Source organism: Pantoea sp. LMR881, from assembly GCF_027157825.1.
In the GTDB taxonomy this organism is placed as follows: Bacteria; Pseudomonadota; Gammaproteobacteria; order Enterobacterales; family Enterobacteriaceae; genus Pantoea; species Pantoea haifensis.
The window spans coordinates 481,161-500,196 of record NZ_JAPVOK010000002.1; the positions used below are offsets into that span (position 1 = coordinate 481,161).

Consider the following 19,036-nt stretch of genomic DNA (forward strand, 5'->3'; position numbering starts at 1 on the left):
TTAGATGGCTGCCGGAGATAGCAACCTGATGGCAATATTTGCCCGTTAATCCCGTCAGAGATCACAAATTCGCATTTGTCAGAAAGTCGAACCCTTAAGCGGTTAAGTTGCTTATTATTCAGCTTTTTTTGTTATTTTGCTGTGTGGCGCAGCACATTTTCGTGCTGACTGCCGCCCTGCCAGACTCTCTGGCAAAGAGAGAAAGCACCTTTTCATCAGCCCGGCAAAGCCGTATAAACAAGTTTTTCGTCGATATCAGGGATTAGGATGACAACGAAGTGGTTAACGCTGTTTCTCTCGCGTTCAGTGAGCCGCGTGATGCTGGATGATCTTCGGGCCATCTTACCTGTTGGCGCGGTAAGCGTTTTTATCAATGGGCTGGATGAGTTGCAGTACGCTACGGTGGAATGTGTGCAAAACGAAGAAGATTGCGCGCTGATTGCCTCAGCCATTGTGGTCTGGCGGCAGCTTGGACAGATCCACCACCTGACCTACAGGAAAGGTGAAGTGCTTCGTAACGTTGATGGTGCGACTCAATTTCAGCTATTCACGATGTTAAAAACCCATCGCGCAGTATTGCAAATAGCGTGATAACATCAGCACTTCGTGCAAAACAGCCATTAGCAGGAAAACAATGAGAATCGGTATTCTGTTCCCCATTGCCATTATTATCGCGGGCGTGGGATTTTTAGCCTGGTTTATCGGCAGTGGCCTGGCCATGCCCGGTTCCTGAACCGCCTGTTAACGCAGCTGGCTGTCTTTACTGCCGCGACGGTTAAACAGCCCCGCCCCTTTTGCTGCTTATCTCTCTTCTCCTGACAGGCCACACAATAGCGTACGCCTTGTAACGCACGCCGCCGTGCTTCAGGAATGGGTTCGCCACAGGCTTCGCATTCCACTGCGCTTTCGCCATGGCCCAGAGACTGACGCACGCGCGTTATCTCATCGTTAACTGTACTGTCGATCTGCTCTTGTACTGCTCCTTCAGACGCCCAACCATTCGCCATGATTTCGCCCTCGATTTATCTGAACTAACTCGTTATTTTACAACAAATTCACAAATCTGCTGTCAATATCATGCCAACCTGCGACTGGTTGCCATGCAATGCACGGCGCTGGCAACCAGGGAAAGGTGCTGCATCCGGAACTGTTTCACGCTGTATTGATTACATAATTGTAACGTACCGATAGCGGAGAACCCTGCGAATGACTACACATCTTCAACATTACATTAATGGCGAATTTGTCTCTCATCAGAGTGATAAATGGATTGAGGTAATCAACCCCGCCACCGAGGCGCTGCTGTCGCGCATTCCTGAAGGCAGTGCTGAAGACGCCAGCCGTGCGATTGCCGCCGCCGAAGCGGCACAACCCGACTGGGAAGCGTTACCTGCCGTCGAACGTGGCGTCTGGTTACGGAAAATCGCCGCAGCGGTTCGCGAACGTGAGCCTGAACTCACCGCGACGATTGTTGCTGAAGGCGGAAAAACGCAGGGCCTGGCTAAAACAGAAGTGTTGTTCACCGCTGACTACCTGGAATACATGGCTGAATGGGCGCGCCGTTACGAAGGTGAAATCATTAACAGCGATCGCCCCAACGAAAACATTTTTCTGTTTAAAAAAGCCATTGGCGTGACTACGGGTATTTTGCCGTGGAACTTTCCGTTCTTTCTGATTGCCCGTAAAGCCGCCCCTGCCCTGATTACCGGCAACACCATTGTGATCAAACCGAGCGAACTTACGCCTAATAACGCAGGCATTTTTGCTGAAATCCTGCAAAAAACTGGTTTACCCAAAGGCGTTATTAACTTTGTTTATGGCTACGGCCCCGAGGTTGGTCAGGAACTGGCAGCCAATGCAAAAGTGGGATTAGTCAGCCTGACCGGCAGCGTCGGCGCGGGTGTTGCAACAATGGCGGCAGCAGCAAAAAATGTGACGAAAGTTTCACTGGAGCTGGGAGGCAAAGCGCCTGCAATTGTCATGGACGATGCGGATCTTGATATCGCCGTTAAAGCGATTGTCAGTTCTCGTATGATCAATACCGGACAAGTGTGTAACTGTGCTGAGCGCGTGTATGTGCAGGAGGGCATCTACGATCGCTTTATCACTGCCCTCACGGCGGCGTTTAAAGAGGTAAAATTTGGCGACCCGGCGCAGCAAACCGATATTGATATGGGGCCGTTGATTACTGCCGCGGCGCTGCAACGTGTGGAGCAAAAAGTGGCGGACGCCGTGGCAGATGGCGCTAAGGTGGTGCTGGGCGGCAAACGTGCCGGTGAAAAAGGCTTTTTCTTTGAGCCGACGATCATCACGGAAGTACGCCAGGATATGGCGATCATGCAGGAAGAGATCTTTGGTCCGGTGCTGCCGGTCATGCGCTTCAAAACGCTGGATGAGGCGATTGAATTAGCGAATGATTGCGAATATGGCCTGACCTCTTCGCTTTATACGCAAAACCTCAATACCACGATGAATGCGCTGCGTAAGCTGAAGTTTGGTGAGACCTATGTCAATCGTGAGAACTTCGAAGCGATGCAGGGTTTTCATGCGGGCTGGCGTAAATCTGGCGTTGGCGGGGCTGACGGGAAACATGGCCTGGAAGAGTATCTCCAAACACACGTCGCTTATCTGCAATTCAGCTAATTAACGTCGGGCCGCTTATACAGCGGCCCGGTCGTTATGCCACACGTTTACCGCTGCGGAACAAGGCCAAACCACTTAACAACGCCACTGCCATCAAATAGTAACTGGGTGCCAGGCTGCTGCCGGTGGTGTTAATCAACATGCTGCATATCAGCGGGGCAAATCCGCCAAAAACGGTCACCGCGACGTTATAGCTGATCGCCATGCCGCTGGCGCGCGTGGTGACGGGAAAAATATCCGCCATCACAGACGGCACCGTGGAGAAATAGATCGATTTCAGCAGTGCCATCCATCCCACCAGCAAAATCAGCGTGGCTGGCGTGGTGTGATTAACCATCGCTTTAAACGCCGGGTAAATGGTTACGATCAGCAACAGCAGCGAACCCCACATCAGCGGCAATCGGCCAAGACGTTCAGCCCATAACCCCATGATCGGCGTCACTACGGTTAAAATGATCCCAGCCACCAGCGTTGCGCTAAATGCCACCGAACCGGGTAAATGCAGCGTTTTGGTCGCGTAGGTCGGAATGTAGTTGAGCATATAGTTAACGGCTGTTGAGATCACCATCAGGCCAATCGCCAGCAGGATCAAGGATTTCTGCCGACCAAACAGCGCCTTCAGCGGGGCTGCATGCTTTTCCTGCCCGGCAAAGCTGGCCGGTTCATGAATGTGGCGACGAATATACCAGCCCAGCGGCCCAATCAGCAGACCAAAAGCAAAGGGAATGCGCCATCCCCAATCCTGAATTTGCGCTTCAGTCAGTATATTGGTCAAACCTAATCCAAACGCTGATGCCATCAGCGTACTTGCACCCTGCGTGGCAAATTGCCAACTCGCGATAAAGGCTTTGCGCTCGGGAAAGTGTTCGACCAGAAAGGCGGTAGAACTGCCAAATTCACCGCCAGCAGAAAAGCCCTGAATCAAACGTGCCAGCAAAATCAGTAACGGTGCCGCCAGGCCGATGCTCGCATAGCCCGGCATAAAAGTGATCATCGCGCCGCCCAGCATCATTAAGTTGATGGAGAGTAACAGGGCTTTTTTACGACCGTGGCGATCGGCGTAGTTGCCCAGCACAACGGCCCCCAGCGGGCGGATCAGAAACGAGATGCCGAAGCTGCCAAACGTCAGGAGCAGCGAGACGGACGCATCGCTGGTGGGGAAAAAGGCGTGGGCGATATAACTGGCGAAAAAACCGTAAACCGCAATGTCAAACCACTCCAGTGCGTTGCCGATACAGGTGGCAAACAGGGTTTTGTGCAGGCTGGGTTTCGCGATAACGCTATTGTGGACGAGGCTGCTCATTTTGCACCGCCTTCATAAGCGCGATGGCGCGCGATCAGCGTTTCACCCTCTTCGCCCAGTTGCCAGAACAGGCGCGTCATCATCTGTAAACCCTCACGGGCAACCGACTTGAGCATGTGTTCATTCACGCCGTGTTGTCCACAGGCCGGGTAAGAGTGCGGCACCCACAGCGTCGGCAGACCAAGGATCTCAGAAAAGACTTCGTTCGGCAGCGATCCTCCTAAATTAGGCAGCAGTGCTGGTTTCTTACCGCTACTGGCTGCAATGCTTTCCAGCGCCCATGTTACCAGCGGATTAAGTGGGTCGAGGCGGGTAGCGGGTGAGCCGCGCAGGAACTCAACCTGAACATAATGAAGACCCTGTTGATGCAGGTGCGCTTCGATGTGCTGCGTCAGATTTTGCCAGTCAGTGCCGACAACAAAACGGAGCTGGCAAACGGCGGTTGCCCTGGCGGGAATGGCATTCATCGGGCGTGCCGGGTCCCCGGTTTCAAACGCCAGCACTTCCAGCGTATTCCAGCCATACAGGCGTTCACTGGCTGTCAGACCTGGCTCGCCCCAGTTTGCCGCCAGTTCAGGATCTCCGGGCATGCCGCCCACATCAATATCTCTTAAAATGGTGCGCACCGCCTCGCTCAGTGAGTCGGGCTTTAATGCGTCAACCTGCAAAACGCCCTGAGCATTAACCAGGCAGGCGATGGCACTGGCGAGCTGTGTGCCGGGGTTGCTTAGCAGTCCCCCCAGTTGCCAGAATGATAGGCATTGTCACGCGCTGCAATAGTCAGGCGAAAGTTTACCGCACCGCGCGATCCGAGAAACAGCGTCGGGCGAACAGCATTGAGGCGCGGGCCATCAGAGGCGATAAACAGATCGGCACGCAGCAACGCCTGATGCTGTTGGCAGATTTCCGCCAGCCCAGGAGAACTGATCTCTTCCCCCATTTCAAACAGGATTTTGCAGTTGAACCCAAGCCTGCCACCACGCGCTGCAAACACCTGTTCAAGTGCCGCCAGATTAACGCAGTGTTGACCTTTATTATCTGCACTGCCGCGCCCGTACCAGCGATCGCCCTCTTCAACCAGTTGCCACGGTGAGAGTCCTTCACGCCAGTTTTCATCATCGCCAAACACCACATCACCGTGTCCATAGCAAAGCAGCGTGGGCAATTCCGCCTCTTCGATCCGCGTGGCGATCAGAAAAGGACAGCTGGCGGCCTGGGGATTATCGAAAAAGTGCAGTTCAAAACCCATCGCTGCCAGCTGCGGGGCAATTTCGTCATGCAAATAGTGGTGCAGTTCAGCATTGCGATCCTGTCGCTGGCTTTCCGTTATGCAGGCGATGCGCCGCGCCAGAAGCTGTTGAAACGTCCCGCTATCAAAATATTCCAATGCCTGTTGTACGGCCTGTTGTTCTGTCATGTTTGCGTCTTCATTGTTTTATCTGTTGCGCTATCTTGGCTGGAAAAAATGCTTTGCCACAATAATCAATTTATCGAGTAACATTTGCTTTCAAGGCAAAGGTCGGATGCCCGATAAAGTGGCATGCACCTTTTGAGGCAAAACAAGATCGAGGCGCCAAATGCTCAGCAGTGAAATCCGTTATTTTCTGGCCGTGGTGAATAGCGGCTCACTTAGCGCCGCCAGCGAGCAGTTGTTTGTTGCAGTATCGGCGATTAGCCGTCAGATACAGCGGCTTGAAGCTCAGGTGGGCGCGCCGCTTTTTGAGCGCCATGCGCGCGGCATGGTGTTAAATGAAGCGGGTGAAATCTTCGCTCATCATGTACGAAAAAGTCAGCTGGATATGGAGTATGCGCTGGCGGAAATTAAAGGATTAAAGGCGGTTCGACGGACACAGATTCGCATAACCTGCACTGATGGCATGGCGTTCAGCCTGTTGCCTGGCTTACTCGCTGAGTTTCGGTGCGCAAATCCCGGCGTGTTATTTACCATGAAGGTTACCAACACTCAGGGGTGGCGGAATCGATCCGCGCAGGCGAATGTGATGTGGCATTACAGTTCAGTTTGCATCCTGAACGCGGTGTTGAAGTGTCAGGCTCCTGGCCTGCCCCCGTATTGCTGGCGATGCACCAGTCGCATCCTCTGGCTTCCCGCCCCGTCACCCTGGCTGATCTCAGTTACTATCCGCTGGCACTGCCGGGCCAAAACACCACGGTTCGCCAGTTGTTCGATCTCTCCTGCCAGATGAACGGTAGCGTTATTGAGCCCGTGTTAACCTGTGATTACTTCTCCACGCTTTACCATTTTCTGCTGCACACGCCACAAGCGGTCACGATCAGCAGTGCCTTTACCTTGCTGTTTGAAAGCGAGAAACAAGGTCTGGTATTGCGCTCGATGGGTGTCGATCAGTTGAGCCAGCGCACCCTACAGTTGCAAACCGTATCGGGGCGACAGCGCAGCGCGGCGTTGAATATTTTTCTGTTATTTTTACAGCAGCGACTCACCGAAATTGACAGCAAACTCCGTCAGAGCGCATAAAAATGCGGGCCGCAGCCCGCAGACACTATTTAATATCCACCTGATAAAAAATATGTTTCCCAAAGGGATCAACTTCATAACCGCTGACGGATTTACGTACCGGTTCAAAGATAGTGGAATGCGCAATCATTACGGCTGGCATTTGATCATGCATCATCTGCTGCGCCTGTAAATAGAGTGCGGTGCGTTTGCCCTGATCCGGCTCGGCTCGCGCTCTGATGATAAGCTTTTCAAATGGCTGATAGCACCATTGAGAGGAGTTAGAACCGCCTTTCGCCGCGGTACAGCTGTAAAGCGGGCCGAAGAAGTTGTCCGGGTCACCTGTCGCGGTCGTCCAGCCCATGAGTGCCGCCTGATGTTCACCGCTGCGCACGCGCTTGAGATACTCTCCCCATTCGTAACTGACAATACTGGCTTTAATACCCACTTTCGCCCAGTCCGCCTGAATCATCTCCGCCATACGACGCGCGTTTGGATTGTAGGGGCGCTGCACCGGCATTGCCCAGAGCGAAATTTCAGTGCCGGGCGTAATGCCTGCCTGCTGCAACAGTGCTTTGGCTTGCTCAGGATCGTAGTTGTAATCTTTCAGTGCCTGATCCGCACTCCAGACGCCGGGTGGCAAAATGTTTTTTGCTACCGTTCCCGTGCCCTTAAAAATGGCGTCAATGATGGCCGGTTTGTTGATTGCCATCGTCAGTGCCTGGCGCACCTTCACGTTATCCAGCGGCGCTTTGGTGGTATTGAAGGCCAGAAAACCGGTGTTAAGTCCCGCTTTCTGCGCCATGGTAATGTCTGGGTTAGCGCGCATTTTTTCTAAATCAGCTGGATTGGGAAACGGCATTACCTGACATTCGTTTTTCTCCAGTTTGGCATAGCGCACCGACGCGTCCGGCGTGATGCTGAATATCAGCCGATCCAGTTTGGCTTTGCCCTGCCAGTAATCCGGGAAGGCTTTGTACAGAATGCGTGAATCTTTTTGATACTGCGCCAGTTCGAACGGGCCGGTGCCAATGGGGTTCATATCGACTTTTTCCGGCGTGCCCGCTTTCAGCATTTTGTCGGCATATTCAGCGGAATGAATGGAAGCAAAATACCAGGCTAAATCGGCGAGGAATGGCGCTTCCGCATGGGAAAGCGTGAAGCGCACGGTATGATCATCAACGCGCCCAATGCTTTTGATCAATGTCGCCAGTTCCAGACTGTCAAAATTGGAATAGGTGCCACCAGAGACAGCATGATAGGGATTGCTGGGATCCTTCTGACGCATAAAAGAGAAGATAACGTCATCCGCGTTAAAATCGCGGCTCGGTTTGAAAAATTTATTGCTCTGAAACTTAACGTTTTGCCGCAGATAGAAGGTGTAGACCGTGCCATCCGGGCTGATCTCCCAGCGTTCAGCCAGGCTCGGCACCAGTTCAGTGGTCCCGGTTTTAAAATCGACCAAACGGTTAAATACCGGCACCGCACTGGCATCTACGCTGGTGCCAGAGGTATAGAGTTGTGGATTGAAATTTTCTGGCGAACCTTCCGAGCAGTACACTAGCGTTTTTGCGTTGACGCTCGTAGTCACACCTATTCCAGCGGCAAGCAGCGTTAACAGGGCTATCTTCAGTTTCATTATCATCCTCGCTTTTTATTGACTTCCGATGATCAGAATATCTAAATGAATCATTCAGATGCTTCATTGATAGCATGTTTCGGCTTGCTGGCGAACCCCAGAACAATAAGGAATAGTGATGACTGTGAAACTCGAAACGCAATTAGCCCAGCGTTTTTTTCGGTATCTGGCAGTAAGCAGCCAAAGTGATGCAAAGTCCACGACGCTGCCGAGTACGCCGAGCCAGCATGCTATGGCGAAGCTGCTGGCTGATGAACTGCACACGCTGGGGCTGGATGAGATCGTGATCGATCAGCACGCCACCGTGACCGCTATCAAGCGCGGTAATCGTCCTGACGCGCCGCGCATCGGTTTTATTACGCACATTGATACCGTTGATGTGGGCTTATCCCCTGATATTCATCCACAGATTTTAACCTGGCAAGGCGAAGATCTGTGTCTGAATGCACAGCAGGATATTTGGCTGCGCCGTGATCAACATCCTGAAATTGCGCCCTATCTGGGAGAAGAGATTATCTTCAGCGATGGTACCAGCGTACTGGGCGCAGATAACAAAGCGGCGGTAACGGTGGTCATGACGCTAATGGAAAATCTTCAGGGCGAGCACGGTGACATTGTGGTGGCGTTTGTGCCAGATGAAGAGATTGGCCTGCGAGGCGCAAAAGCCCTGGATTTGGAGACGCGCTTTAACGTCGACTTTGCCTGGACTATCGACTGTTGCGAACTCGGCGAAGTGGTGTATGAAAACTTCAACGCCGCGTTGGCAGAAATAAAATTCACTGGCGTCCCTGCGCATCCCATGTCGGGTAAAGGCGTGCTGGTGAATCCTTTACTCATGGCACATGACTTTATCAGCCTGTTTGATCGTCAGGAAACCCCGAGCATACCGAAGGGCGCGAAGGCTATATCTGGTTTAATGACATTCAGGCTAATGCCAGCCTGGCAACGCTGAAAGCCTCGATTCGTGATTTCGATTTGCACAGCTTTCAGGCGCGCAAAGAAAAGCTGCAGCAGGCAGCACAGGAGATTGCCGCACGTTATCCAACCGGTCACGTCGACATTGCCATAAGCGATATTTACAGCAATATCAGTAATGCTCTGGGCGAAGACCGCCGGGCAATTGATTTGATTTTTACGGCACTGGCGGCGCTGGATATTGAGCCGAAGGTGATACCGATGCGCGGCGGCACGGATGGCGCAGCGTTATCGGCAAAAGGGTTGCTTACGCCTAACTTTTTCACTGGCGCACATAATTTTCATTCGCGCTTTGAGTTTTTGCCCATTACCTCGTTTGTGAAGTCGTATCAGGTTGCGGAAAAACTCTGTTATCTGGCGGCCCGCTGAGAAAAGCTGTCGGGCGTAATGCGCCCGACAGCATCCGGTTATTTCTTCACGCTGACATCAATGCCTGGGAAGAATTTTTCCGCCAGTTTATTCACCGTGCCATCTGACTGTACTTTGGCGATGGCAGCATCCAGTTCCTGCTTGAGTCTGGCATCACCTTTACGCAAGCCAAAACCGATCCCCGATCCTAAAATCGCATCGTCTTCAACCGGCTTACCGATAAAGGCAAAGCCTTTTCCCTGCGGCTTATCAAGGAAACCAGACTGCCCGGCGGCAGACATTACCAGCGTGCCATCAAGACGGCCCGCGATCATGTCGTTATAAACCTGGTTCTGATCCTGATAGGAGGTCACCGTAACGCCCTGGGTCTCCCAGTGTTTTTTGGCATACGTTTCCTGAATCGAACCCTGCAAAACGCCAATGTTTTTGCCTTTTAGCGCCTCTGCGGTTGGCGCCATTTTCTGCCCTTCTTTGCCAACCAGCATGGTGGGAATACGGTAAATGGGGTTAGTGAAATCGATACTTTTGGCGCGTGCCTCGGTAATGTTCATCGCAGAGTTAATCGCGTCGAATTTCTTCGCCTGTAGGGCCGGGATAAGGGCGTCAAAGCTGCTTTCTACCCAGTTGCAGTTGAAATTTCCGGCCTGACAAATGGCTTTGCCCAGTTCGATGTCAAACCCTTCCAGCTCGCCCTGTGCGTTGCGGCTTTCAAAGGGCGGATACTGTGATTCCAGACCGTAGCGTAAGTTTTCCTGAGCCAGCGCGTGTAGTGATGTCATCATACCGAGCGCAAGAAACAGCGTATTTAATTTTTTCATTATGACTCCTGCTTATTTTTGTACTTTTACACAGCGCCGCTGCGCCAGCTTGCAAAGTGGCATCGTCTTTGGCGAACGAAAGACGAATGAGTTTATTGTCTGTGCCATCCATATAAAACGCCGACAGCGGAATAGTGGCTACCCCGTGATCGACGATGAGACGTTTTACCATTTCACTGTCCGATTCGTCACTGAAATGTCCGTAGCTGGCTAACATAAAAAATGAACCCGCACTCGGCAGCAACCTGAACGGTGAATCTTTCATCAGTGTCAGCAGGCGATCGCGCTTCTGCTGATAGAAGGCTGACAGTGAAAGATAGTTTTCCGGGTGTTGCAGGTAGTGGGCAAAACCCACCTGCATCGGTGTGTCTGCGGCATACATCATAAATTGATGAACTTTGACTAACTCGGCCATCAACTCAGCAGGCGCAAGGCAATATCCCACCCGCCATCCTGTGACGTGAAATGTTTTGCCAAAAGAAGAAACGATGACGCTGCGCCCGGCTAATTCCGGATGGGTTGCCATACCGCAATGCTTACGTCCATCAAACAGGATGTGCTCATACACTTCATCAGAGAGCACCACAATATCGGTATCACGAATGAGAGCCGCCAGCCGGTCGAGATCTTCCGGTGACAACACCTGCGCGCTCGGATTATGCGGTGTGTTGATGATAATCATACGGGTGCGTGGCGTCACCGCAGCCTCTAATGCATTCCAGTCAATAGCAAAGTCCGGCACCTGAAGTTTCAGGCCAACGGGTTTGCCGCCCTGCAAACGTACCACGGGTGCATAGCTGTCAAAGGCAGGTTCAAAAAGATCACCTCATCGCCCTGATGCACCAGTGCCGTAATCGCCATATAAATGCCCTGACTGGCGCTGCCGGTAATCAGCACTTCGCTGGCAGCATCGTACTGCTGTCCGTAGAGCGTAAGCACTTTATGCGCCAGAGCTTCTCGCAATGCCGGTAAACCGGTCATGGGGGCGTACTGGTTATGCCCTTCGCGCATTGCACGACTGACCTCTTCAACCAACGCCGGATCACAGGGAAAATTAGGGGCGCCTTGCGACATATTAATGGCGTTATGCTGAGCCGAAAGCTGACCAATAACGCTGAAAATAGTCGTCCCCACATCCGGCAATTTTGAGTCAATTTCTACGGGTGTTTTCAGGGGCATGTTGACTCCGGTTATCTGCATAAACATTTAAATCAGGTAGATTTCTATTCAACGGATTGCTGCTTGAGACAACAAGCGAATTGTTGTCATAATAGCCATGATAAAAATGCATAGCTCGAGGTCAATGTGTCACGCTCATCGCTTCCACTTAATGCCATTCATGCGTTTCTGGTGACCGCGCGCCATGAAAATCTTACCCATGCGGCCAGTGAACTTTGTCTGACGCAGGGCGCAGTGAGCCGCAAAATTGCCGCGCTGGAGAACTGGCTGGGTTTCCCCTGTTTGATCGTCATGCGCGCGGCTTACGTCTGACGCCACAGGGCGCGGCGCTGTTACCGGAGCTGCGTCAGGGATTTGACCTGCTGTTGAACGCCACTGAAAAGGCCAGCCGCACACATGCCAGCATTCGCCTTAAAGCGCCTACCTGTGCCATGCGCTGGCTGGTGCCGCGCCTGGTGGCGCTTGAGCAGCAGAAGCCAGAGTTGCACGTTGCATTAACCACGACGCTCGATCATGCCTCGCAACTCGACAATTACGATGCCGCAATTGTCTATGGCAAACCGCCGCCGGGGGCGCTTCACCTGTTTGACGAAGCGATTATCCCGGTAATGGCAGCAAGTTTAGCGCCGCCTGCTTTACCCACAGATTTAGCGGTCATGACGTTTTTACATCCCACTAACGACACGCGTGACTGGCAGCTGTGGCTCGATGCGCAAAACCTCACATTGACCATGAAGCGTAATCAGCATTTTGCCACCATGGATCTTGCTATCAGCGCGGCCATCCAGGGGTTTGGTGTCACAGTGGCAGACAGCAATCTGGTGGAGAATGATATTGCCAGCGGCAGGCTGATTGCTCCCTTCGCTGGCGAGGTGAAAACCGGCGCTGCATACAGTCTGTTGCAGCGACCGGCGGAGGGTGCGCCCCTTTTCTACAGGAGCTGGTGGCGTGGCTGTGTCAGTCTCAGAAGGTCACCCAGTCACCGTTGTCGGCAACGGGTTTAGCCTTAGCCGTAACCAAAGCGGGTGATGTTAACGGCTGACTGACTTTGGCCGCTGGCCGAACAGCCAGGCTGTTGTCTGACAGGCGGAACTTAGCCACTGAAGCCTGTAGTGCTTCGGTTTGAAGCGCCAGCGCACTGGCTGCTGCTGAAACTTCTTCTACCAGCGAGGCGTTCTGCTGGGTCACGCTGTCCATTTCGGTCACTGCGACGCCAACCTGCGATATGCCTTTGCTCTGCTCTTCGGATGCGGCTGCGATCTGCTTCATGATCGCATCGACATCCTGCACCGATTTAAGAATGTTATTCATGGTCGTGCCGGTCGTTCCTACCAGCTCGGCCCCTTTTCAACGCGCTGTACGGAGTCTTCGATCAGCGTGGCGATCTCTTTGGCTGCACCGGCGCTGCGCTGGGCCAGATTGCGTACTTCACTGGCAACCACGGCAAAACCACGCCCTTGCTCACCCGCGCGTGCCGCCTCAACCGCCGCATTCAGCGCCAGAATATTGGTCTGAAATGCAATGCCATTGATGACGCTGGTAATTTCAGCGATTTTCTTCGAGCTGCCTGAAATACCGTTCATGGTATTGATCACTTCACTAACTAAATTCCCGCCTTGCTGCGCCGTAGTTGACGCTGTTTCTGCCAGCGTGCTGGCCTGGCGCGCGTTATCAGCATTGAATTTTACCGTGGCGGTCAGTTGCTCCATGCTGGCAGCGGTTTGCTCCAGCGCCGCAGCTTGCTCTTCTGTGCGCGACGATAAATCATTATTCCCGGCAGAAATTTCTGCTGCACCGCGGGAAATATTCTCTGTACCGCCACGAATGGCTGCCACCGCTTCACGCAGGCTATCCTGCATTGCGCTCAGCAACGGCACCAGTTTGCCAACACAGTTGCGACCAAACTCATGCACCGGCTGGCTCAGGTCCCCTTTCGCAATCAGGATAAAGTGCGCACGTAATCGGTCCAGAGGTTTCACCAGCATCGCCACTAAGTAACGATCGGTGAACAGTAAAATTATTAATCCTGTAATCACTGCAATTATAATAATCACTTTAGTGACAGCGGTCAGATGATCAACAGCAATGCGGGTCTCACCCAGCTTCACCGCTGCGGCCTGATTAAACTTCTCGGCGCTGGCACCAAACGCCCGGCTCAACGCTGGCGTGACGTTGTTTGCCTGCTGACGGTAAGCTTCAATATTCTCCTGGCGCGCACGCTGTAGCTGGGGCGAAACGCCCTCATCCAGCAACTGCTGCCAGCTGTCGATAACGTGATCTACCACCTCGGCGTCCATTGGGCCGGGCGCCAGTTGCTTAAAACGTGCCAGTTTTTGACTCATGTTATTAAGCGCACTCTGCACCGGTTCCCACGCGCTATCGGCAGGGAGGGTGCCCGCAGCTTTGCCTTCCATCACGCGCGACAGGCGCGTCACAACACGAAAATATTGATCGTTGCCCTGACTCAGCACCGTCATTTGTTCAACCAGGTGGCGATCGACTTCATTGCCTTCGCTCAATGCGCCAAGCGAATGAATACTAAACAGGCCGACGCCACTCCAGAGCAAACAAAACAGCCCCAGAACGGAAAGCATAACGGTGCGAATTGTGAAGTTTTTGAAAATTCCCATACCAAATCCTTTACGGTGATAACCGGTGTTGGCCCGCCTGAAGCGGGCATACAGGGGTTATCGGCAGGGAAGCGTGAAGATGTAACTTATTTGTTAGGCATGTTAATCAATATATCTTTGTCACGCAGGGAAACAAATGACGAATCATGATGTTAGCTGTGCCTTATTTGCCGCCGGGCTGACATATTTGCGGCATCAAAGCCTGACCATTTTTGCCATCATCAGCCGAAAAAGCCGCAGACGTGCTTTCATAAAGTTATGCCTGAGTACCAGACGATCTTCCTGCTGATCGCCGAGTGACAGCGTGACATCCTCACCTGCGCGCCATGCCGGCCACGCCAGCTCTCCCTTTAGCGTGTGGGTAAACTCGCTGGCATCGCGGGCAAACGTAAACCAGTAATCGCTGACCCGGTCGGAAAAGGCGCGATCCTTCGCAGTATAAGGTCGGTTGTCGTTGCCTTCAGGCATATGGGTTAAGGTGTTCATAACATACGGCACTTCGTTGCCATGCCAGGTTCCATGCGGGTAAAGATCACGCGCATTCTCTGAAACATAGTCAAACCAGTAACGCCAGCCCGGCATGCCAACGTTATGCTGCGCACGCATCACTAACCACGGCACCACGCTAAACGCCATATCGCGGGCCACTGCTCGTCCTAATTGTCGATCGTCGTGAATGTCATACATCCACTTAAGTAAACGGTAGCTAAAGCGATTTTTATCCCGTAACTGATGCAGCACTGCCGTGGCGTCAACGCTAAAAAATTCCAGCACGCTCGCCTCATCGCTGTTGCTGCCCGCCATCAATGGCAAACGGTGCTGACGCGCCGCAAAAAAGGTTTCCAGCATCGGTTTAGGCAACACGGCATCCCCGGCAATCGGTACAGGACCGATGCTTAACGGACGCTCAAGCGCCCAAAAGGCATCGGCCGGGAGATCACGTAATTGTTCGGCACTGGCATTTTCTGGCAGGCCAAAATGCCGGGCGACATCAACGCCCTGTTGCAACGCTTTTTTTCGCGGCGTGTCGGGCAAACTGTAGGCGCTCTGTACGATGCCTTTATGAAACAGCCCTTCCGTTAAGGGAGAGCAACACAGCGATAAAACGCTGCGTGCGCCCGACGATTCACCAAACAGCGTCACGTTGCGACGATCGCCACCAAAAGCCGGAATATTGCGCTGCACCCACTGCAGTGCGGCAATTTGATCGAGCAGGCCAAAGTTATTGACGACGCTACTGGCAGGATACTCTTTGTCTAAGGCGGGATGCGCAAAGAAGCCGAGATGCCCCAGCCGATAGTTAACCGTCACCACTACCGCCCCGCGTGATGCCAGCGGTTTTCCATTGTAAGGAGCCAGATTACCTGCGCCGATGGTATAGCCACCCCCGTGCAACCACACCATGACAGGCAGCGGTTTCACGGGTTCAATGTCAGGTGTCCAGACATTCAGATAGAGGCAATCCTCACTAAAATTTCCAGGATCGCCACCGCCCACGGCCAGGCAATATTCACGGTTCTGCCAACTGGCCGCGCCAAAAAGTGTGGCATCGCGCACATCATGCCAGGGTTTTACGGGCTGCGGCGGTCGCCAGCGAAGCGCACCTTCCGGCGCGGCAGCATAAGGTATACCTTTGAAGACAAAGAGATCATCATCCATGCTCCCTCGCAACTCGCCTTCAGCAGTCATAATCCTCAGACCTGTTTCGTTTTTCATTACCGATTCCCTGATCAAACGTCTTTCCATTATTTGCAGGGCTTAAGATATTGTCTATGTCTGAGGCGAATTTGCAGAATAAGCTGAAGATCAGTGGAAAGGGTTGAATAACAACATCAAAACTATTGAATATGCAGTCAGCGTTTTTTTCTCTAATTTGGAGAGCGAACCCGGAGAAGAAGCATGACGCATGTTCAGTGGAATTCACCGACTGTGTGCGTGGCAGCGATCATCCCGAAGCTGGCAGGTTGCTGCTGAGGGAAAAGGTCTGCCGGGTTTCATTGCTTACGGCGCTGATATCGGGGAAATACTCGCGCCCGCCAGGATGATCACGGGTTTATTCATGCGTCCTACCGCTTTTATCATTGCGATAATGAGGTGGCGACGCTACTCATGAAGAGCGGTGCCGTCTGGCATCACCCCGACGTGAGTGCTGGTGATCGTGTTTATGGGCGCGGGAAGACAGACGCTGATACGAGACATACACCTGCAATAAATAATAAAAAAATGAAAAGGGCGACAGCAATGTCGCCCTTTTCTTTGCGTCGCCGCTACATTACACCGCAACGCTGCAGCGAAAGCTGTTGACGCTCTGCGTACAATTGCATTTCATCCAGGACTTTGACGCCTAACGCCTGTTCAAAACTGGCGCGACTGGCATGGCCAGATGAGCGCGCTTGCGCCCGATCGCCCAGATTCGACTGGAAAATTCCCGCGGCACTGACAGGTAAAAAATCCTCGTAAATGACCGGATCGGCCACTATGCGCCCTTCAGCAATCAAAGCTTCCAGCTCTTCTCCCGCTTGTGGGGGCGCTGACTGACCTTTTTCGCTCAGACGATAATGAAACCACGCCAGTTGTTGTTGACGCAGTGTGACCTCATCGTCAGGAAAATCCCGAAAAACGCGGGCAAGATGGTGTTGATGTTGCTGATTATCCTGCCCGCTGCCCGCCTCGGCCAGCAGGCGATCGTAGAGCGCCCTTCCTTTCGCTGTCAGCGCGATGCCGCGTTGCTCAATTTCACCAAAACGCGCGGTGTGCGAACCCTGATGCCCGTCTTTAAATCTGATCGGTTCTTCAAGGGCTTTGAAACTGGTTTGCCGCAACAGAATCGGCACCTGGCGGCGCGGAGGCCCTTCAATCAGGGTTTTCGGCGCTATGCCGCGTGACGGCATCATCGCCTGAACACGATCAATGTCGAGCGTTCGCGGCGTCAGATGATTAATATGACAGCCGGGAAAACAGACGACATCGGCAATTAATCGATGCTGCTGATTCAGCGCCTGGTAAGTGGCGCTGTCAACACTGCTGTGCGAGTGCCAGCGAAAGGTTTCCAGAGCCTCATCGACAAAAGTGGCCGCATCTTCTGCGTGTAAACCGCCGCGCTGTTGATGTTGCAGAATTAACTGACGACAGCGAGGCGTGAAAATATCGCGTGCCGCTAAAATAGCCGTGGCTTTTTTACGCAACATCTCATCTTCGATTAATTCGAGCCGCAGCAGCGAGGTAAAGACACGGAAAGGATTGCGGCGCAGCGCGGTATCGCTGACTGGCCGAAAGGCGGTTGAATGCACCGGCACGCCAGCCTGAGAAAGGTCGTAGTAACCCACAGGATACATGCCCATCACGGCAAACATCTGACGCAGCATCGCGAGTTCTTCAGCGGTGCCAACACGGATCGCACCGTGTCGCTCTACGTTGAGCCGACTCAGTTCATCTGCGGCGGCCAGACGGTTCTTTAACCCCACATCCGCCTCTAAACAGCGTTCATTCACCGTCATAACCAGTTGCATCAACGTGCCGTATTGGGGCACCTCCTGCTGATACATGCGTGACATTGCCTGGGAAAAGCGTGTACGAATAGCATCCGCACTTTGAAAGTTATCCATCTTATCCACCAAACACCGTGAGCGTTGCTGCTACTGTAATGCAACGCGCTGGCCTCAGCGGAAAAAATCATGAATTTGTGATCGGCTTAAAGCCGTAACGATTTTTTAGCAATAACATCAGGGTGGTGAGTGCCGCTGGAATGGCCAGCAGTAAAAAAATAACGCTGAAAGACCAGCCGAGCGACAGCATCTCTGCCCCAACAAAGGCGCTGAGAATGGCGCCCACCCGGCCAACGCCATGCATCCAGCTGGAGCCGGTGGCGCGAGCATGCGTGGGATAGTAACTGGCAGAGAGCGCATTCATGCCGGTATTGGCGCCGTTAAAGCAGAAACCGCTACAAAAGGCGATGCCGCTCATGATGCCAACCTGGGCAGGCGAGAAGCCCAGCGCGATAATCGCCATGCCACCACAAAAATAGATCGCCGCAAGCGCGAGGTTGGCATTGAAGCGATCCATCAGCCAGCCCGCAAACAGCGAACCAATCGTGCCGCCGGCCTGATACATCGCCGTGATAATTGCCGCTTCGGTCACGGACATGCCTAAGGTGTTCACCAGCGAGGGCAGCCAGCTACCAATCAGGTAGACCAGGAACAACCCCATGAAATAACCGCCCCACAACATGATACTTCCGAACAGGTAACGCGGTGAGATCACGGTGCCGATCGCGCCGCTGTGTTGAGGCACGCTTTCAAAGGCGTGAAAGTGGGTATCCGGGCGTGTCGTGCCGGGCAACATGCGTTCGAGTATCGCGTGAATGCGCACAGCCGGTGCCCGGCGGCTGATGAGAAAGCGCACCGACTCAGGCAAGCCGCGCAGCAGGAAAGGCAATACCAGCAATGGCAAAATGCCACCCAGCAGTAAAACGGAATGCCAGTTGTAACGGGGCAGTAACCATGACGCGGCAAATCCACCGCTGGCAGCGCCAAACGTAAAGCCACAAAACACCACGGTGATGATAAAGGCACGACGGCGTTCGGGTGCATACTCGGCAACTAACGTGCCGACGTTGGGCATTGCTGCGCCCAGCCCCAGCCCGGTAAGAAAACGAAACAGCATCATCTGCTCGATGTTTTGCGAAAATGCCGTGGCAAGCGTCCAGAGCCCAAAGAAGAATACGCTCAGGATAATCATCACCCGGCGACCGTAGCGATCGGCCAGCGGCCCCGCTACCATCGCCCCAATAGCCAGCCCAATTAACGCAGCACTGATCACCACACCCAGTTGATGATTCGAAACGCCCCACGCGGTTTTAAGCGTGGGCGCAATAAATCCCATAATCGCGATGTCCATGCCATCGAGGGCAACTACGATAAAACAGAGCGCAATTAACCGTTTTTGCCAACGGCTTAACGCGCATTGGTTGATTAACTGGCGAACATCCACCGCCTCGATGCTGGTCAC

10 protein-coding genes and 7 pseudogenes are annotated in these 19,036 nt (G+C 53.2%); 7 read left to right on the forward strand and 10 right to left on the reverse strand.

Translation table 11 applies throughout. The features are described 5' to 3' along the window. Positions 1-267: 267 nt before the first annotated feature. Positions 268-591 (forward strand): hypothetical protein, encoded by a 324-nt coding sequence (locus O3W44_RS04060; RefSeq protein ID WP_269292085.1) that lies wholly within the window; start codon positions 268-270, stop codon positions 589-591. Positions 592-634: 43 nt separating this feature from the next. Further along, the gene (locus O3W44_RS04065; RefSeq protein WP_193404189.1) at positions 635-733 is read left to right on the forward strand and encodes a YoaK family small membrane protein; all 99 of its coding nucleotides are present in this window, start codon (positions 635-637) and stop codon (positions 731-733) included. An 8-nt stretch (positions 734-741) separates the two neighbouring features. On the opposite strand, the pseudogene O3W44_RS04070 reads toward O3W44_RS04065, so the two are convergent. After that, positions 742-1,007, reverse strand: a pseudogene (locus O3W44_RS04070) (DksA/TraR family C4-type zinc finger protein). Between the two features lie 199 nt (positions 1,008-1,206). Here O3W44_RS04070 and aldA point away from each other — a divergent pair. Next, positions 1,207-2,643, forward strand: a complete 1,437-nt coding sequence (gene aldA / locus O3W44_RS04075) for an aldehyde dehydrogenase (protein ID WP_269292086.1) — start codon at positions 1,207-1,209, stop codon at positions 2,641-2,643. A gap of 34 nt (positions 2,644-2,677) precedes the next feature. Here the strand turns inward: aldA and O3W44_RS04080 are convergent, their stop codons facing one another. Then, positions 2,678-3,946, reverse strand: a complete 1,269-nt coding sequence (locus tag O3W44_RS04080; RefSeq protein WP_269292087.1) for an MFS transporter — start codon at positions 3,944-3,946, stop codon at positions 2,678-2,680. After that, positions 3,943-5,363: pseudogene (locus tag O3W44_RS04085) on the reverse strand (M20 family metallopeptidase). Before O3W44_RS04085 ends, O3W44_RS04080 begins: the two are co-directional and overlap by 4 nt. A 160-nt stretch (positions 5,364-5,523) precedes the next feature. On the opposite strand from O3W44_RS04085, the pseudogene O3W44_RS04090 reads away from it, so the two are divergent. Next, a pseudogene (locus O3W44_RS04090) lies at positions 5,524-6,440 on the forward strand (LysR family transcriptional regulator). A gap of 25 nt (positions 6,441-6,465) precedes the next feature. Here O3W44_RS04090 and O3W44_RS04095 read toward each other — a convergent pair. Continuing rightward, a complete protein-coding gene (locus O3W44_RS04095) occupies positions 6,466-8,058 on the reverse strand; it encodes an ABC transporter substrate-binding protein (protein ID WP_269292088.1) in 1,593 nt (530 codons plus the stop codon). Between the two features lie 118 nt (positions 8,059-8,176). Here O3W44_RS04095 and pepT point away from each other — a divergent pair. Next, a pseudogene (gene pepT, locus O3W44_RS04100) lies at positions 8,177-9,402 on the forward strand (peptidase T). Between the two features lie 38 nt (positions 9,403-9,440). Here the strand turns inward: pepT and O3W44_RS04105 are convergent. Both O3W44_RS04105 and O3W44_RS04110 read right to left on the reverse strand, forming a co-directional pair. Further along, the gene (locus O3W44_RS04105) at positions 9,441-10,220 is read right to left on the reverse strand and encodes a transporter substrate-binding domain-containing protein (RefSeq protein ID WP_269292089.1); all 780 of its coding nucleotides are present in this window, start codon (positions 10,218-10,220) and stop codon (positions 9,441-9,443) included. A 25-nt stretch (positions 10,221-10,245) separates the two neighbouring features. After that, positions 10,246-11,399 (reverse strand): annotated as a pseudogene (locus O3W44_RS04110) (methionine aminotransferase); the annotation flags it as partial. 126 nt (positions 11,400-11,525) lie between these two features. Between O3W44_RS04110 and O3W44_RS04115 the strand changes: the two are divergent. Next, positions 11,526-12,441 (forward strand): annotated as a pseudogene (locus tag O3W44_RS04115) (LysR family transcriptional regulator). On the opposite strand, the pseudogene O3W44_RS04120 reads toward O3W44_RS04115, so the two are convergent. After that, positions 12,363-14,029, reverse strand: a pseudogene (locus tag O3W44_RS04120) (methyl-accepting chemotaxis protein). The pseudogenes O3W44_RS04115 and O3W44_RS04120 overlap by 79 nt on opposite strands. A 195-nt stretch (positions 14,030-14,224) precedes the next feature. After that, on the reverse strand, positions 14,225-15,745 hold the full coding sequence (locus tag O3W44_RS04125) for a carboxylesterase/lipase family protein (RefSeq protein WP_269292090.1): 1,521 nt from the start codon (positions 15,743-15,745) through the stop codon (positions 14,225-14,227). A gap of 190 nt (positions 15,746-15,935) precedes the next feature. Between O3W44_RS04125 and O3W44_RS24650 the strand changes: the two genes are divergently transcribed. Beyond that, positions 15,936-16,142: a DoxX family membrane protein gene (locus O3W44_RS24650; RefSeq protein WP_331283432.1), complete on the forward strand. Its 207-nt coding sequence runs from the start codon at positions 15,936-15,938 to the stop codon at positions 16,140-16,142. A 154-nt stretch (positions 16,143-16,296) separates the two neighbouring features. Here O3W44_RS24650 and hglS read toward each other — a convergent pair whose 3' ends face one another. Both hglS and O3W44_RS04135 read right to left on the reverse strand, forming a co-directional pair. Further along, positions 16,297-17,634: a 2-oxoadipate dioxygenase/decarboxylase HglS gene (hglS, locus tag O3W44_RS04130; RefSeq protein ID WP_269292091.1), complete on the reverse strand. Its 1,338-nt coding sequence runs from the start codon at positions 17,632-17,634 to the stop codon at positions 16,297-16,299. Between the two features lie 67 nt (positions 17,635-17,701). After that, positions 17,702-19,036 (reverse strand): MFS transporter, encoded by a 1,335-nt coding sequence (locus O3W44_RS04135; RefSeq protein ID WP_269292092.1) that lies wholly within the window; start codon positions 19,034-19,036, stop codon positions 17,702-17,704.

Bases quoted from the DNA above. Each gene is read 5' to 3' on its own strand.
- O3W44_RS04060 (WP_269292085.1), top strand. From the start codon at position 268: ATGACAACGAAGTGGTTAACGCTGTTTCTCTCGCGTTCAGTGAGCCGC.
- O3W44_RS04065 (WP_193404189.1), top strand. From the start codon at position 635: ATGAGAATCGGTATTCTGTTCCCCATTGCCATTATTATCGCGGGCGTG.
- aldA (WP_269292086.1), top strand. From the start codon at position 1,207: ATGACTACACATCTTCAACATTACATTAATGGCGAATTTGTCTCTCAT.
- O3W44_RS04080 (WP_269292087.1), bottom strand. From the start codon at position 3,946: ATGAGCAGCCTCGTCCACAATAGCGTTATCGCGAAACCCAGCCTGCAC.
- O3W44_RS04095 (WP_269292088.1), bottom strand. From the start codon at position 8,058: ATGAAACTGAAGATAGCCCTGTTAACGCTGCTTGCCGCTGGAATAGGT.
- O3W44_RS04105 (WP_269292089.1), bottom strand. From the start codon at position 10,220: ATGAAAAAATTAAATACGCTGTTTCTTGCGCTCGGTATGATGACATCA.
- O3W44_RS04125 (WP_269292090.1), bottom strand. From the start codon at position 15,745: ATGAAAAACGAAACAGGTCTGAGGATTATGACTGCTGAAGGCGAGTTG.
- O3W44_RS24650 (WP_331283432.1), top strand. From the start codon at position 15,936: ATGTTCAGTGGAATTCACCGACTGTGTGCGTGGCAGCGATCATCCCGA.
- hglS (WP_269292091.1), bottom strand. From the start codon at position 17,634: ATGGATAACTTTCAAAGTGCGGATGCTATTCGTACACGCTTTTCCCAG.